Source organism: Rathayibacter sp. AY1G1 (assembly GCF_002932095.1).
Lineage (GTDB): Bacteria > Actinomycetota > Actinomycetes > Actinomycetales > Microbacteriaceae > Rathayibacter.
On the sequence record NZ_PSUZ01000043.1, the window covers coordinates 1 to 14,548 of the forward strand.

Below are 14,548 nucleotides of genomic sequence, written 5' to 3' on the forward strand. Positions count from 1 at the left end.
GGGTTCTCGGGGGCGGTGCAGGAGGAGCGCTGCGGGACGCTCCTCCCCCGGCCCGTCGCGCGGGGGCGCTCCGGGCCGGGTGGAGAGGGGATCAGCTCGCGAAGGTCCAGGTGAGCGGGAGCGAGGCGGACAGGCCCTGGTAGGCGTTGGTGGCCGACGAGTCGAGGGTCACGGCGATGGAGAAGGGGGTGGAGGTGCCGGGGGTGACCGGGGCGGTGTTGAGGGTCTTGACGGCGGAGCCGGCGAGGGTCGCGGCGGTGCCCGTGAAGACGGTGGTCCCGCCGGAGGTGATCACGACGTTGAGCTTGCCGCAGAAGTCGGTGGCGGAGCCGGAGGCGCCGGCCGCGACGTTGTTGCTCTGCGAGCAGGTGGCGCCGGGGGTCAGCGTGAAGGTGTTGGCGGCGACGGTGCCGGTGTTCTTCAGCGTGATCGCGGTGGTGACGGTCTGGCCGGGGACCATCGTGGTCGATCCGCCGAACTTGTTGATGGTCGCGCAGGTCGCGGTGTTGGTGCTGATCGAGCCGCCGTCGGTGCTGAGGCAGGTGATGGGGCTGGCGCCGGTCGACTTCTCCTCCATGACGAGCGAGCCGGAGGCGGCGGTGTTGCCGGTGTTGGAGATGCTCGCGACGAAGCCGGACAGGGTGCCGGACATTGAGACGGAGAGGAGAGCGGCGGCGGCGATGCTCGTCGCGATGGCGAGGGGAGCGAAGCGGACGCGCTTGGACTTGGCGGTGTGGGTCGACATGGCAGGACTCCTGATCGGGTGGGGCGGGCTGATGCTGAAGGGGGAGGGTCCGGCTGGTGTTCCGCCGAACTCGATTGACCGCTAAGTTACTTGATGGCAAAGATACATTGCAATCGTTCTTTCACCCCCTGTCCGGGTGACAGGCCGGGACCCCCGAGGGCGACCCGTACGATGACCCCAGCCCTACCCCGAGAAGGACGAATGACCACCGAGAGACCGACCCCGCGCGACGTCGACCAGGACGCGCCCGCCGTGCAGCTGCGGCAGTCGCTCCGCCTGCTCGAGAACGCGCAGCGGCACCTCCGCGCGAGCATCGCCGCGGGCGTGGGCGTGGGCATCTCGGAGCTCACCGCGCTCGAGGTCCTCGGCGAGTCGCCCGACCTCACGCCGAAGTGGCTGGGCCTCGAGCTCTCCCTCTCGACGGGCGCCGTGACCGCGCTCCTCGACCGGCTGGCGACCGCCGGCCACGTCGACCGGCTCGCCAACCCGCAGGACCGCCGCAGCGTCCTCCTGCGCCTCACCGCCTCCGGGGAGCAGCTGCTCGCGCAGGTGGACGAGCGCTACGACGAGGTCAGCGCGGAGGTGCTGAAGGCCTCCCCCGGGCTGAACGGCATGGCGGACGACCTGGCGCGTGCCGCCGCGGTCATCACCGCGCACACGATCCGCTGATCCGCGCCAGTCGCTAGGAGTCCAGCGCCCGGGTCAGGGTCCAGACGTTGCGCCCCTCCGAGCGCTCGTGCTCGAACGTGGTCGTCAGAGCCTGGATGAGAGCGAGCCCGCGGCCCGACTCCGCGAAGACGTCCGGCATCTCCCGCGGCCCCGTGCCGATGTCCGGCGGATCGGCCGTGTCGACCAGCTCCGCGTGGATCGCGTCTCCCTCGACGCGCACGACGAGGCGGCAGACGATCGTCGTCGTCGACGTCGCGTGCTGGATGACGTTGTCGACCAGCTCGACCAGCGCCGTCTCGACGGCCATGCGGTCGCGGGCCGGCAGGTCCGGCCGCTCGCCCCAGAGCCCGGCGAGCATCTCGTGGACGACCTCGGTGTCGTCCGGGGGCGTGCGGAACCCGACGCTGCGCTCAGTCACGGTACGCGTCGCCGGCCGTGTCGAAGAGGGTGAGCACCCGGTCCAGATTGGACAGCTGCAGCACCATCACGACCTGCTCGCTGGGCGCCGCGATCCGCAGGTCGCCGCCCGCCTGCCGCGCGGTCTTGAGAGCGCCGACCAGGGCGCCGAGGCCGGAGGAGTCCATGAACGTCACCGCGCTGAGCTCGACGACGATGCGGGGGCTGCCCTCGTCGATCGCCCGGCGGACGGCCGAGCGCAGCTCCGGAGCCGAGGCCGCGTTGAGCCGCCCCTCCCCCCGCAGCACGGCGATGTCGGGGGCGGTCGTCTCGGTCGTGAACGTCATGCGGGGTCCTTCTCGGCGGAGCGGTCGGCGCCCGTGCGGGTCAGCACGAGGGCGGTGATGTCGTCGGACGCGGAGCCGGAGGCGGCGAGCGCCTTCAGCGCCTGCAGGAACGCGGCGGTGTCGGCGGAGTCGCGGGCGAGGTCGACCGCGCGCGCCAGGGACTGCAGCGTCCCGTCGTAGAGGTCGAGGACGCCGTCGGTGAAGGCCAGGAGCGAGTCGCCGACCGCGAGCTCCACGGTCTGGGTGATCCAGCCGCCGTCCTCCGCGATGCCCAGCGGGAGGCCCAGTGCCGCGAGCCGCTGGAACGAGCCGTCGGCGCGGAGGAGGACGGTGAGCCCGTGGCCCGCGTCGACGAAGTCGATCCGGCCGGACGCGGTGTCGAGGCGCCCGTGGAAGAGGGTCGCGAAGGTCTCGGTGGCCGTGAAGTCGTCGTGCAGCTGGGCGCTCACCGCGCTGACGACCGCGTCGGGGTCGCCGCCCAGGCGCGCCCGGAACGCGGAGCGGATCGACGCGGCCACGATCGCCGCCGCCGTCCCCTTGCCCATCACGTCCACGAGGGTCAGGTCGACCGTCTCGTCGTCGCCGCGCCAGCTGTAGAAGTCGCCGGTGATCGTCCACCGCGGCAGCGAGAGCCCCGAGAGCTCGTAGCCGGCGGGGTGGTGGAGGGAGGAGGGAGCCATCTGCGTCTGCATGTCGGCGGCGCGGTCGCGCTCCGCCGTGTCGCGCAGCTCCCGCTCGACCCACTCGCCGAACTCCTCGAGCAGCTGCCGCTCGTCCGGGGTGAGGCTCCGGGGCACGAAGTCGATGAGGCAGAGGGTGCCCAGCTGCAGGTCGCCCTCGACCGACAGCGGCCGCCCGGCGTAGAAGCGGACGTGCGGGTACCCCGCGACGTGCTCGTGCCCGGCCCACGCCTCGTCGGCACCGAGGTCCGGCACGACGAAGGTGGTGCGCTTCTCGAGCGTCGCGTCGCAGAAAGTGCCGGCGCGCGGGTAGGCGAGCACGGCGTCCGGACGCTGCGGGGACTTCGTGAACAGCGTGGTGTCGTCGAGGAAGTGGATCTCGGCCACGGGCACGCGGAACAGCTCCTCGGCCATCCGCGTGATCCGGTCGAAGCGCTCCTCCGGAGCCGACCCCATCATCTCGAGCGCCTCGAGCGCCACCAGCCGCGGATCCTGCTCGGCCTCGATCATCCGTGCCCCCTTCCCCCTGCGCGCCGCGCCGGGACTCCCCGGAGCGCACACGCACCTCCGACCGTATCGCCCCGCTTGACGGGTGGGGGACCTTAGGCGCCTCTGTACCCCTCACGGGGTACGGCTGTCGCAGATCGCGCGGTCGGGAGCGTCGGCGGTGGCCGATCCCGGCCGTCCTCGCCTCCGCCTCTTGCCGCCGGACGGAGCGGACCCCTACTCTTCACCCGACGCTCCCCCGGCGACCCGCGAGCACCCGAAGCCCGCAGGCTCGTGGGCGTCGCCTCAGGAGCGCCCGTGCCCACCCAGCCGCGTCCCCTCCGCCGATCGCGCGCGGAGACGAACCGACCCTCTCGATCCGACGCGCCCCGGCGCGGGAGCCCGCTCGCTGCGGCGCTCCTGCTCGTGACCGCCCTGATCCTCCCGCTCGCCGCCGCGCCGACAGCGTCCGCCGTCGACTCGGCGGGCGACGAGTACGACGCGATGCGCCTCGCCCTCGTCGCCGATCTGACGGGCACCATCCCGGGAAGCGGGAGCGTCGGCGGCCTCGCCGCGGCGAAGGGCCGCCTCGTCGCCGAGGCCGAGGGCTACTGGTCGACGCTCGAGACCGACGGCGGCGAGCCCTGGCCCGACCTGGTCACGGGCACCTCGGCGGTGGAGGTGTGGGCCGCCTACAAGCGGGTCACCGTCCTCGCGACCGCGCTGAAGACCCCCGGCACCGCCCTCAGCGGCGACCCGGCGCTCCTCCGCGACGTCGTCACGACCGCCGACTGGCTCTCGGCGAACCGCTACAACCGCTCCACCACCGGCACCTCCCGCTGGTGGGAGCAGCAGATCGGCATCCCGCTCGAGCTGAACAGCATCACCGCCCTCCTCTACCCCGACCTCTCGGCGGCGCAGGTGCAGGCCTACCTGTCGGCCTCGACGCGCTTCGCCGACACCGTCACCCGGACCGGCGCCAACCGCGTCTGGACGGCGGCGGTCATCGCCGGGCGGGCGGTGCTGCTGAAGCAGCCGGCGAAGATCGCGGAGGCGGCCGCCGGCATCGACCCGGCGCTGCGGACGGTGGCGTCCGGCGACGGCTTCCACGCCGACGGCTCCTTCGTGCAGCACAGCGTCTTCGCCTACAGCGGCGGGTACGGGCTCTCGATGCTCGACACCCTCGACGACCTCTACGCGCTGCTCGACGGCTCCCGCTGGGAGATCACGAGCCCGGAGGGGCTCGGCGTGTACGACCGGCTCGCCTCCTCCTTCGCCCCCGTCACCTGGTGCGGCGCCGTGATGTCGACGGTCCGCGGCCGCGAGACGGCGCGGGCGGAGTCGGAGGACGGCGACGTCGGCGTCCAGCTGCAGGCGGCGGTGCTGCGCCTCGCCGACAGCGCCCCTCCCTCGGCCAGGACACGGACGAACGCGCTGGCGAAGAGCTGGCTGGCCTGCAACTCCGGCAGCCCCGTGAGCATCGAGACGGCCGGGTCCGTCAGCGACGTCGTGCGCGCGCGGCTCGTCCTCGCCGACACGGGCCTGACCGCGACCCCGATCGGCTCGGGCGTCCGGGCCTTCGCCGGGATGGACCGCTTCACGCGGACCACGGCGACCTCGGGCTTCGCCGTCGGCCTGTCGAGCACGCGGATCGCGCGCTACGAGTCGCTCAACGGCGAGAACCGCAGCGGCTGGTACACCGGCGACGGCGCGACCTCGCTCCACCTGGGCAGCGGGCGCCAGTACGACGACGGCTACTGGGCCACGGCGAACCCGTACCGGATGCCCGGCACCACCGAGGACACGATCGTCCGGAGCGCGGGCGAGGGCGCGTCGTCCCGCCCGACGACGACCTTCACCGGGAGCCTCGAGAGCCCGTCGCGGCGGACGGGGATCGCGGCGCTCGACTTCGACGCGGCGTCGGTGAGCCTGGTCGCGAAGAAGGCCTGGTTCACCTTCGACGACGAGATCCTCGCGCTCGGCTCCGGGATCACGGCGACCGACATGTCCGGGACCGGCTGGGACGGGGCGCGCCGGCGCGCGGAGACGGTGATCGACGACCGCCGCGACGTCGCTCCCGATGCGAGGCTCCGCGTCGACGGCGTCCTCCGCGGTGCGGAGGCGACCGCCACGAGCACCGCCCGCTGGGCCTCGATCACCGGCTCCGCGGAGTCGGTGGGCTACGTCTTCCCGTCGCCGATCGCCCTGACCGCGCAGGGACGGACCCGCACCGGAGCCTGGAGCGCCGTGAGCGCCGCCGGTCCGACGGCGCCGGTGACCGGCCACTACTACTCCCTCACGACGAGCCACGGCACGAACCCGACCGGCGCCTCCTACGCGTACACGGTCCTCCCCGGCGCCTCCGAGGCGGCGACCGCCGCGTACGCGGCGGACCCGGACGTGACCGTGCTCAGCAACACACCCCAGCTGAGCGCCGCCCGCGACCGCTCGACCGGCACCGTGAGCGCCGTGTCGTGGAAGGCCGGGACCACGAGCCCCGTCCTCGTCGGAGGCACCCGGGTCGCGAGCATCACCGGCGCCGGACTGGTCTCGATCCGGGAGGACGCGGACACGGTGACCGTCTCGACCGTCGACCCGACGCAGGTCTCGACGAGCGCGCTCACCGTGACGCTCGCGCGGCCGACCGCGGGCACGGTGTCCTCGAGCGCCGCCCTGAGCGTGACGAGCAGGACGAGCACCGCGACGACGATCACGTTCCGGCCGAGCGGGCTGAAGGGAGCGACGGCGTCCATCGTGCTCGCGAAGAGGGCCGCCACTCCGGTGCCGACGGCCACGCCCACGCCGACCGCCACCGCCGCGCCGACCTCGACGCCGACCGCCACCGCGACTCCGCTCGCCGCCGTCGGGGCCGGCACCCACCAGAACGGCTCGCCGGCCGTCGCCGTCACGGGCACCTGGTCCACGACCTCCTCCTCCGCGGACAGCGGCGGAGGCGTCTCCTTCTCGTCGACAGGGGGCGCCTCCGCCACCCTCCGCTTCACCGGCACCGGAGTCTCGTGGGTGAGCCGCCGGTCCAGCACGTCCGGGATCGACGAGGTCCGCCTCGACGGCGTCCTCGTGGCCTCGGTCGACCGCTACAGCGCCACCACCCGCTCCGCCCAGACCGTCTGGACCAGCGGGACCCTGCCCGCCGGCACCCACACCGTCACGATCACCCGCGGCAGCACACGGAATCCGGCGGCGACCGGGGGCAACCTGATCCACGACGCCTTCGTCGTGAGGGGCTGACGGCCCGGCTATCACCGGCCGCGGTGCCTGGCCAGGCCCTCGCCCGGCGGCGGGCGGGCCCGTAGCGTCGCCCGGACCGATCGACCCGCCGGGGTCACGACGAGAGGACGCGCCATGAGCAGCACGAGCGACATGATCCGGAGCCACCCCGAGGAGCTGCGCGGCGTCGATCCGGAGGTCCTGGCCGAGTGCATCGACGCGTGCGGCGCCTGCGCGCTCACCTGCACCGCCTGCGCCGACGCGTGCCTCGGCGAGGAGTCGGTCGCCGAGCTGGTCCACTGCATCCGCACCGACCTCGCCTGCGCCGACGTGTGCGCCGCGACCGGCGCCGTGCTGTCGCGCCGAGGCGTCGTCGGATCCGCGGCCGTCCGCGCCCTCGTCGAGGCCTGCCTCCTGGCCTGCCGCGCCTGCGCCGACGACTGCGAGCAGCACGCCGGGATGCACGAGCACTGCCGGATCTGCGCCGAGGCCTGCCGCCGCTGCGAGCAGGCGTGCGAGAGGCTGCTCGCGCATCTCTGAGCGCGGGCGCCACCGCGGAACACCTCCCCCACCGGACTCGACGGGCGGCTGTCAACCGTCCTGCCTCGAGCGTCCGGCGCTCCTACGGTCGGTGGCGAGCACGGCGTCGCCGGGGCGCCGGAGCGATCGCAGGCGGTCCTTCCGTCCCCGACGATCCGCAGACGCTCGAGATGGAGGACGACCGTGGCCCAGACCAGCACCGAGCGCGACCGCACCGCGCCCGACCCCGACGACTCCCGCAAGCCCGACGGACCGACGGACGTCACCAAGCGCTCGTGGGGCTACGTCCTCAAGAAGACGCTCCGCGAGTTCGGCGCCGACCAGTGCACGGACATCGCGGCGGGGCTGACCTACTACGCCGTCCTCGCGCTGTTCCCCGGGCTGCTCGCGATCGTCTCGATCCTCGGCCTCTTCGGCCAGGCCGAGACCACGACCGACACCGTGCTCGAGATCGCCGGCGGGTTCGTCTCGGCCGACGTCCTCGACACGGTCCGCGGCCCGATCCAGGAGCTCACCTCCAGCCCCGCCGCCGGCCTGGCGTTCGTCACCGGTGTCCTCGGCGCCCTCTGGTCCGCCTCCGGCTACGTCGGCGCCTTCGGGCGCGGCATGAACCGCGTCTACGAGATCGACGAGGGCCGCCCGATCTGGAAGCTGCGCCCCACGATGCTCGCCGTCACCCTCGTGACGGTCCTCCTGCTCGTGATCGCCGGGCTGATCCTCGTGCTCAGCGGACCCGTCGCGCAGACCATCGGCGACGCCGTCGGCCTCGGCGAGGTCGCCCTGACCGTGTGGAGCATCGCCAAGTGGCCGGTGCTGATCGCGATCATGGTCGTGATCGTCGCGGTCCTCTACCACTGGTCGCCGAACGTGCGGCAGCCGAAGTTCCGCTGGACCAGCATGGGCTCGATCCTCGCCCTCGTCGTCTGGGCGCTGGCGTCGGCCGGCTTCGCGTTCTACGTCGCCAACTTCAGCAACTACAACAAGACCTACGGCGCCCTCGGCGGCGTGATCGTCTTCCTCCTCTGGCTCTGGATCACGAACCTCGCCCTGCTCTTCGGGGCCGAGTTCGACGCCGAGCTCGAGCGCGGCCGCCAGCTGCAGGCCGGCATCGAAGCCGAGGAGCACATCCAGCTCCCGCCCCGCGACACCCGGCAGAGCGACAAGAAAGCCGAGAAGCACGCCGAGGACGTCGCCGACGGCCGCGAGCTCCGCGAGAGCGCCGGACACCCGGAGCGATGACCCCGATCGGGCGGGACCTCCCGGCCCATTAGGGGCACCGCCTTCCCAGGGCAACCCTCTTGAGGCCCCGCGGGCGGCGCGCGGAGGCTGGACGCATGCGGAAACTGCACTACTCCAGCGGCCACCTGCTCGTCGGCGACCTGACCTGCAAGGCGGTCCTCCGGTACGCCCGGGCCCTCGCGGACGTCAGCAAGTCGGATGTCGTCTCGGTGCCGGTCCTGACCGAGGGCGGCGGCCGCGCCTACGCCCACCTGCTGATCGGGCCGGCGAGCCAGCTCTGGTCGCTGCCGATCGACAGCAGCGAGGTGGAGGAGCCGGACGACGCGGAGGTCATCGCCCACATCGAGCTCGAGACGCGCCGCATGCAGCCGGCCCGTCCCTCGTGGAGCGAGGAGATGACGGACATCCCGCCGCTGGACTTCCTCGAGTACACGGACATCGCCGACCTCGAGGACGCCCGGCGCGACCCGACGGACTAGGCCGCCGCCGGCTCCTCGGTGGAGCGGGAGTCGCTGAGGGACAGCGAGCCGATCGTCGCGATCACGCCGACGAGGACCGCCACGACCAGGAAGGCGACCCGCTCACCCGCGAAGAAGCTCCGGACGAGGTCCGCGCTCCACGCGCCCGCCGGGAGGGTGGTCGCCACCAGTGCGGCGATCAGCGTGCCGACGACGGCCGTGCCGATGCTGGTGCCGATCTCCTGGGCCGTGTCGTTGAGCGCCGCACCGATCGACGTGCGGTTCGCGGGCATCGCCTCGACGAGGGCGACGGCGCAGATGGTCATGATCGTCCGCAGGCCCACCGTCATCACGACCATCATCACGGCGATCGCGAGGTAGCCCCGGTCCACCGCCCAGGACATCCCGAGCAGCGCGCCGACCAGGAGCCCGGTGCCGATCAGGCAGGCCGCGCGGTGCCCCAGCTTCGCGGCGAGGCGCTCGGTGACCGGAGTGGCGGCGAGCATCGTGACGATGACGGGCAGGTTCGCGAGGCCGGCGCGCACCGGGCTCCAGCCGTAGGCGTACTGGAAGTGCAGGATCAGGCCGAACAGGACGCTCGCGAAGGCGACCGAGGCGCCGAGCTGCGTGAGCGCCGCTCCCCGCGCGGGGCCGGCGCGGAAGATCGCGAGGTCGATCATGGGCGAGACGGCGCGGCGCTCGCGGACGACGAATCCCGCGACGGCGGCGACGGTGCCCGCGGCGCAGGCGATCGTGAGGAGCGACAGCCAGCCGTTCTCGACTCCGCTGGTGAGCGTGTAGCAGCCGAGCCCCACCGCGGCGACGGTGAGGGCGGTCCCCGGCAGGTCGAGCCGACCGGAGGTGAGGTCGGCGCGCTGGTCCGCGGGAACTCCGAGGCGCACGCCGATCCAGACCAGCAGCGCGATCGGGGCGTTGACGACGAGCAGCCACTGCCAGCTGACGGTGCTGAGGATCGAGCCGCCGAGGAGGGGGCCGAGGACCATGCCGGACATCCCGACGATCATCACGATCGTGATCGACCGCATGCGGAGCCTCTCGTCGTCGAAGAGCCGGAACACCAGCGACATCGTGACGGGCGCCATGGCGGCCGCGGCGCAGCCGAGCGCCGCGCGGAGGGCGATCAGCTGGCCGATGTCGGTGACGAGGACGACGGCGAGGCTGATCAGCCCGAACGCGGCGAGGCCGGTGAGGAGCACGCGGCGGCGGCCGAACCGGTCGGCGGCGGACCCGGCTGTCAGCAGCAGCCCGCCGAAGGTCAGGGAGTAGGCACCGGTCACCCACTGCAGTCCGGCGGTCGACCCGTCGAGTGAGCGTCCGATCGTCGGGAGGGCGATCGAGAGCAGCGTGTTGTCGACCATCTCGACGAAGAACGCGAGGCAGAGAGCGGCGAGCGGGAGTGCCGCGGAGCGGAGGGAGGTGTGAGCGCGGGACTCGGCGGAGGTGGTCGTCGGAGCGGACATCGAGGCGCCTTCCTATCGAACGCCGTTCGACTCTCGTACGGCGTTCGATAGTATGGAACGCCGCTCAGTAAGATGCAAGCCATGCCTGCAGATCGCCCGACGGAGACCGCTGCCGCGCCCTCCCCCGCCCGGGGCCGCCGCCGAGCGTCGCACTCGCTCGACACCGTGCTGGCCGAGGCGATCGCGATCCTCGACGAGTCCGGGGAGTCGGCCCTCACGTTCCGCGCGCTCGCGGCCCGACTCGGCGGCGGTGTGGCGAGCATCTACTGGTACGTCGGCAGCCGCGACGAGCTGCTGGAGCGGGCGACCGACGAGGTCATGGGTCGGGTCCTCGCAGACAGCGAGCCGCTCACCCACGGGCCGGACCCGATCGACAACGTCCGCGCCGTCGCACTGGCCCTCTTCGACGAGTGCGTCCGCCGACCCTGGTTCGGCCTCTACATGCTCCGCACGACCGGGGTGCAGCCCAACTCGATGGCGATGTACGAGCGCCTCGGGCAGCAGCTCATGGCTCTCGACCTGACGCCCCGGCAGCGGTTCCACGCCGTGTCGTCCATCGTCAGCTACGTCGTCGGAGTCGCGGCCGACCTGGCGCAGCCGCCGCCCCGCGAGTTCCTCGAGAGCGGGATGGAGAGGGGCGAGTTCCTCGAGCACCTGGCCGACCGCTGGCGCGCCCTCGATCCGGAGGAGTTCCCCTTCGGCCACCACGCGGCCGACGTCATGGCGACGCACGACGACCTCGACGTGTTCCGCTCCGGCCTCGACCTGCTGCTGGCCGGGCTCCGGCTGCAGGCGGGGCGGGGCTGAGGCCGGGTCAGCTCCTTGAGGTCCGCCGGATCGCGACCACGGTCACGTCGTCCGCCAGCAGCCCCTCGGCCGCCAGGCGGGTGACGCCGGCGACCGCGGCGGCGGCGGTCGCGGGGGCGGCGACGGCCGCGTCGGCCACCCGGTCGAGGGCGGCGAGGGAGCCGTCGAAGAGGTCCAGCACGCCGTCGCTGCAGATCAGCAGCAGGTCGCCGGGGTGGAGTCGGAGGCCGGTCGGCTCCCACTCCTGCGTGCCGAGGAGGCCGAGCGGCAGGTGGGCGGAGGGGATGCGCTCGCGCGAGCCGTCGGTGCGGCAGACGATCCCGAGTCCGTGGCCGGCGTCGACGAGCGCGATGTCGCCGGTCGAGGCGCTGAGCCGCAGGTGGAGGAGCGTGACGAACGCGTCGTTCGCCGACAGATCCGGCTCGACGACCCGGTCGATGAGCGCCATCGTCGCCGCGGGGCCGAGGGCGGGAGGAGTGACGCGCAGGGCGGCGCGGACCGTGGCCGCGATCATCGCGGCGCCGACCCCCTTGCCCATCACGTCGGCGACGGTGACGGCGAGCCCGTCGGGCGTGCAGCGCCAGTCGAAGAAGTCGCCGCTCACCGTCCCGCTGGGCACGCAGGCGCCGGCGACGTCGTAGCCCGGGAGGTCCGGGACCGAGCGGGGCTCGAGCCGCCGCTGCACCCTCTCGCCGTCGGCGAGCTCCTGCCGCGAGCGGGCGGCGCCGGCGGTGAGCATCTGCGCGACCTGCTCGCCGCTGAGCGAGGCCATGCTGAACGACACCACGACCAGCAGCACCAGCGTGATCAGCGTGGTGGTCGGGGTCCCGAACCAGGTCGCGAACAGCTCGCTGCGCAGCCCCGCGGCCAGGAACACGGCGAACCGGAGCGCGTAGTAGAGGGAGAGGGCGCCGGAGCTCAGCAGCAGCGGCCAGCGCGTGCGCGAGCGTCCGGCGCCGAGCAGCGCGATCTCGCGGGTCGACAGTCCGATGAGGAGCGCCATCGACGCGAGGTAGAGCGGCCCTCCCGACCAGTCGTTGACGGCGGGAGAGTCGAGGCTGGACACGCCCGTCACCACCACGGTCGGAGCGACCACCAGCCACCACGGCGTCGGCCGGCCGCGGAGGGAGCGGCTCGCCGCCCAGACCGCGGCGGCGCCGGCCACGATGAGCCCGTTGCCGAGCGGATTCGCCCACACCTGGTCGGCCGTGCCGTCGCGGAGGTAGGCGAGCGAGCCGCCCATGAACAGCGCGAGCGCCGTGCACCACCAGAAGCTGAAGGACGAGCGTGTCGACCGGTAGGTGACCAGCGCGAACAGCAGGAAGAGGGTGAGGGCGGTGACCCCGAAGGCGACGCGGAGGGTCGTGGCATCGAGCAAGGCGGGTCCGTGGCCCTTCCAGGAGACCGAGCGGCGGAGCGGCGGACGGGCGCCGCGATCAAGGGGATCCTGGCACGGCGCACGGGCCGTACGCGGCGCGCCGTGGAGGCCGGCCCCGGGGATCCGCGGCAGTGCGGCCCGTCCGCCCACCCGACGGGGGGAGCAGGATGGGGGGCTCGCACGTTCGAGGAGAGACCACCGCCCTCGCGCTCGATACAGCATCGCGTGTACCGTCGCTCCCGTGCCCGCCACCGCGACCCTCACCCACTCCGCTGCTCTCGCGCGCCTCGGATCCGCCCTGGCCGACGAGACGCGGTCCCGGATCCTGCTCGCGCTGCGAGAGGCTCCGGCCGTCCCCTCCGACCTCGCGGACGCGCTCGGGGTCTCGCGGCAGGTGATGTCGAATCAGCTCGCGTGCCTCCGCGGATGCGGGCTGGTGGAGGCCGTGAAGGACGGCCGGTACACCTGGTACCGGCTGGCCGAGACCCGGATCGCCGGGGCGCTCGACCACCTGCTCCGCCTGGCCCTGGTCGTCGATCCGGACTGCTGCTCCGGCGACGACTGCCGCTGCGCATGAGCGCCCTGCGCGCTCCGCTCCTCCCCGCCCGCCGCCGCGTGCTGCAGAGGCGCATCCGCTGGATCGTCGGCGCGACGATCGGCTACAACGTGGTGGAGGGGATCGTGGCCCTCGCCGCCGGGACGGTCGCCTCGTCCACCGCGCTCGTCGCCTTTGGCCTCGACTCCGTGGTGGAGGTGCTCTCCGCCGCGGCCGTCGCCTGGCAGTTCTCGGGCCGCGATCCGGAGGCGCGCGAGCGCACCGCGCTGCGGGTGATCGCCGTCTCGTTCCTCGGCCTGGCCGCGTTCGTCGCCGTCGACTCGGTCCGGGCGCTGCTCGGATTCTCGGAGGCCCAGCACTCCCCCGTCGGCATCGTGCTGGCCGCCGTCAGCCCGCTGGTGATGCCCGCGTTCTCCCTGCTCGAGCGCCGGACCGGCCGCGAGCTCGGCTCGGCCTCGGCCGTCGCGGACTCGAAGCAGACGCTCCTCTGCTCGTACCTCTCCGCCGCCGTCCTGGTGGGCCTGCTGCTGAACAGCACGCTCGGATGGACGTGGGCCGACCCCGTCGCCGGCCTCGTGATCGCCGCGGTCGCCGTCCGCGAGGGCCTGGAGGCCTGGCGCGGCGAGTCCTGCACGACGCCGATCTCCGCGCTGACGAGCGAGGACTCCGAGGCCTGCGGCTGCTGCTGACGGGGCGGTGCTGTTCCCTCGAGGAGGGCGGGCTGGGACGCTCCCCCGGACCGGTCGCGACGGCCGCGCGTCGGATCGCGCGCAGCCGTTGCACGCGGCGTGGGCCGCGGGCAGGCTGAGGCGCATGTTCGTGGTGGATCCTGGACCGTCCGAGGAGTTCGAGCTTCCGACGCCCGACGAGGTGACGGCACGCTTCGGCGGGCCCCTCTTCGCGCTGACGCCTCAGCCGTCGATCGAAGAGCTCGGCGTCTCGACCGTGAGTACCACGTCGGAGGGGCGGACCCACCTCGAGTCCGCATCCCTCTCCTACGCTCTGTGGCGGAATCCGGACGATCGCAGCGATCCGGTGAACCTGGCCGACCTCGACGACGACCTGCGGGCCGAGCTCGACGGGCCGCCGCGTCGGCCGCTCCCCGACAGCCTGATGAAGGTCCGCGAGCAGATGAGGCACCCGATGCTCTGGGAAGCCGTGAGGACCACGGTGCCCCTCGACTCCGACGGGCCCTGGGCTACTCCCGAGCAGGCGCTGGTGCAACACCTCGAGCACGTGCTGATCAATCAGTTCCGGAACGAGCGGGTGCGCGGCGGCCTGCCGGGAGACCTGCTCGGGCCCGTGACCGAGTCGGCCGTCGAGCACGGCGTCCCGGTCCTGGTGGACGGCGTTGCACGCGACGGGATGCGCGTGGACACCGACGCCCTCGTGGTCGGCCTCGGCGTCGCGTTCGAGGACCGCGTCCTCACTGCGGTCTTCGCCCGCGCCGAGCTGCCCTACCTGGAGACGGCCTTCGTCACGAGGCCCGCCACCCTCTAGACGCCCGGCAGGTGGGTCTCGACGGGCGCTCGGAGGGG

The 14,548-nt window shown here is 73.2% G+C and carries 15 protein-coding genes; 9 read left to right on the forward strand and 6 right to left on the reverse strand.

Annotation, left to right across the window (positions count from 1 at the left end; translation table 11 throughout):
* Window positions 1-91 precede the first annotated feature (91 nt).
* On the reverse strand, window positions 92-745 hold the full coding sequence (locus C5C36_RS16640; protein WP_104234050.1) for a hypothetical protein: 654 nt from the start codon (window positions 743-745) through the stop codon (window positions 92-94).
* A gap of 201 nt (window positions 746-946) precedes the next feature.
* Here C5C36_RS16640 and C5C36_RS16645 point away from each other — a divergent pair, with 201 nt between their 5' ends.
* Entirely contained in the window at window positions 947-1,414 is a 468-nt protein-coding gene (locus C5C36_RS16645; protein ID WP_104224277.1) for a MarR family transcriptional regulator, read from the forward strand.
* 13 nt (window positions 1,415-1,427) lie between these two features.
* On the opposite strand, the gene C5C36_RS16650 is transcribed toward C5C36_RS16645, so the two are convergent.
* Genes C5C36_RS16650 through C5C36_RS16660 form a run of 3 tightly spaced genes read right to left on the reverse strand, consistent with a single transcriptional unit; the run spans window position 1,428 to window position 3,347 of the window.
* Window positions 1,428-1,832, reverse strand: a complete 405-nt coding sequence (locus C5C36_RS16650; RefSeq protein ID WP_104227126.1) for an ATP-binding protein — start codon at window positions 1,830-1,832, stop codon at window positions 1,428-1,430.
* The gene (locus C5C36_RS16655) at window positions 1,825-2,157 is read right to left on the reverse strand and encodes an STAS domain-containing protein (protein ID WP_104227127.1); all 333 of its coding nucleotides are present in this window, start codon (window positions 2,155-2,157) and stop codon (window positions 1,825-1,827) included. Before C5C36_RS16655 ends, C5C36_RS16650 begins: the two co-directional genes overlap by 8 nt.
* Complete coding sequence (locus C5C36_RS16660) at window positions 2,154-3,347, reverse strand: PP2C family protein-serine/threonine phosphatase (RefSeq protein WP_104227128.1); 1,194 nt, start codon at window positions 3,345-3,347, stop codon at window positions 2,154-2,156. Before C5C36_RS16660 ends, C5C36_RS16655 begins: the two co-directional genes overlap by 4 nt.
* Before the next feature lie 402 nt (window positions 3,348-3,749).
* On the opposite strand from C5C36_RS16660, the gene C5C36_RS16665 reads away from it, so the two are divergent.
* From C5C36_RS16665 to C5C36_RS16680, 4 genes are all read left to right on the forward strand, one after another.
* On the forward strand, window positions 3,750-6,572 hold the full coding sequence (locus tag C5C36_RS16665; RefSeq protein ID WP_146084608.1) for a polysaccharide lyase 8 family protein: 2,823 nt from the start codon (window positions 3,750-3,752) through the stop codon (window positions 6,570-6,572).
* Between the two features lie 114 nt (window positions 6,573-6,686).
* On the forward strand, window positions 6,687-7,091 hold the full coding sequence (locus C5C36_RS16670) for a four-helix bundle copper-binding protein (RefSeq protein ID WP_104263279.1): 405 nt from the start codon (window positions 6,687-6,689) through the stop codon (window positions 7,089-7,091).
* Between the two features lie 183 nt (window positions 7,092-7,274).
* A complete protein-coding gene (locus C5C36_RS16675) occupies window positions 7,275-8,330 on the forward strand; it encodes a YihY/virulence factor BrkB family protein (protein ID WP_104263280.1) in 1,056 nt (351 codons plus the stop codon).
* 95 nt (window positions 8,331-8,425) lie between these two features.
* Window positions 8,426-8,809 carry a hypothetical protein gene (locus C5C36_RS16680; RefSeq protein ID WP_104263281.1) on the forward strand — a complete coding sequence of 128 codons (384 nt, stop codon included), beginning with the start codon at window positions 8,426-8,428 and terminating at the stop codon, window positions 8,807-8,809.
* Here the strand turns inward: C5C36_RS16680 and C5C36_RS16685 are convergent.
* Entirely contained in the window at window positions 8,806-10,269 is a 1,464-nt protein-coding gene (locus tag C5C36_RS16685) for an MFS transporter (protein ID WP_104227133.1), read from the reverse strand. The genes C5C36_RS16680 and C5C36_RS16685 overlap by 4 nt on opposite strands.
* Before the next feature lie 81 nt (window positions 10,270-10,350).
* On the opposite strand from C5C36_RS16685, the gene C5C36_RS16690 reads away from it, so the two are divergent.
* A complete protein-coding gene (locus C5C36_RS16690) occupies window positions 10,351-11,076 on the forward strand; it encodes a TetR/AcrR family transcriptional regulator (protein WP_219812210.1) in 726 nt (241 codons plus the stop codon).
* Window positions 11,077-11,083: 7 nt separating this feature from the next.
* Here C5C36_RS16690 and C5C36_RS16695 read toward each other — a convergent pair whose 3' ends face one another.
* Complete coding sequence (locus tag C5C36_RS16695; protein ID WP_104310078.1) at window positions 11,084-12,454, reverse strand: PP2C family protein-serine/threonine phosphatase; 1,371 nt, start codon at window positions 12,452-12,454, stop codon at window positions 11,084-11,086.
* A gap of 241 nt (window positions 12,455-12,695) precedes the next feature.
* Here C5C36_RS16695 and C5C36_RS16700 point away from each other — a divergent pair, with 241 nt between their 5' ends.
* From C5C36_RS16700 to C5C36_RS16710, 3 genes are all read left to right on the forward strand, one after another.
* Complete coding sequence (locus C5C36_RS16700; RefSeq protein WP_104234042.1) at window positions 12,696-13,031, forward strand: helix-turn-helix transcriptional regulator; 336 nt, start codon at window positions 12,696-12,698, stop codon at window positions 13,029-13,031.
* Window positions 13,028-13,699, forward strand: coding sequence for a cation diffusion facilitator family transporter (locus C5C36_RS16705; protein ID WP_104310079.1), 672 nt, complete (start codon window positions 13,028-13,030; stop codon window positions 13,697-13,699). Before C5C36_RS16700 ends, C5C36_RS16705 begins: the two co-directional genes overlap by 4 nt.
* Window positions 13,700-13,829: 130 nt before the next feature.
* On the forward strand, window positions 13,830-14,510 hold the full coding sequence (locus tag C5C36_RS16710; protein ID WP_146084339.1) for a hypothetical protein: 681 nt from the start codon (window positions 13,830-13,832) through the stop codon (window positions 14,508-14,510).
* The last annotated feature ends 38 nt before the right edge of the window (window positions 14,511-14,548 follow it).

What these genes read in the sequence shown, in the direction of transcription:
- C5C36_RS16640 (WP_104234050.1), bottom strand. Translation starts at nt 745, where the DNA reads ATGTCGACCCACACCGCCAAGTCCAAGCGCGTCCGCTTCGCTCCCCTC.
- C5C36_RS16645 (WP_104224277.1), top strand. Translation starts at nt 947, where the DNA reads ATGACCACCGAGAGACCGACCCCGCGCGACGTCGACCAGGACGCGCCC.
- C5C36_RS16655 (WP_104227127.1), bottom strand. Translation starts at nt 2,157, where the DNA reads ATGACGTTCACGACCGAGACGACCGCCCCCGACATCGCCGTGCTGCGG.
- C5C36_RS16660 (WP_104227128.1), bottom strand. Translation starts at nt 3,347, where the DNA reads ATGATCGAGGCCGAGCAGGATCCGCGGCTGGTGGCGCTCGAGGCGCTC.
- C5C36_RS16670 (WP_104263279.1), top strand. Translation starts at nt 6,687, where the DNA reads ATGAGCAGCACGAGCGACATGATCCGGAGCCACCCCGAGGAGCTGCGC.
- C5C36_RS16680 (WP_104263281.1), top strand. Translation starts at nt 8,426, where the DNA reads ATGCGGAAACTGCACTACTCCAGCGGCCACCTGCTCGTCGGCGACCTG.
- C5C36_RS16685 (WP_104227133.1), bottom strand. Translation starts at nt 10,269, where the DNA reads ATGTCCGCTCCGACGACCACCTCCGCCGAGTCCCGCGCTCACACCTCC.
- C5C36_RS16690 (WP_219812210.1), top strand. Translation starts at nt 10,351, where the DNA reads ATGCCTGCAGATCGCCCGACGGAGACCGCTGCCGCGCCCTCCCCCGCC.
- C5C36_RS16705 (WP_104310079.1), top strand. Translation starts at nt 13,028, where the DNA reads ATGAGCGCCCTGCGCGCTCCGCTCCTCCCCGCCCGCCGCCGCGTGCTG.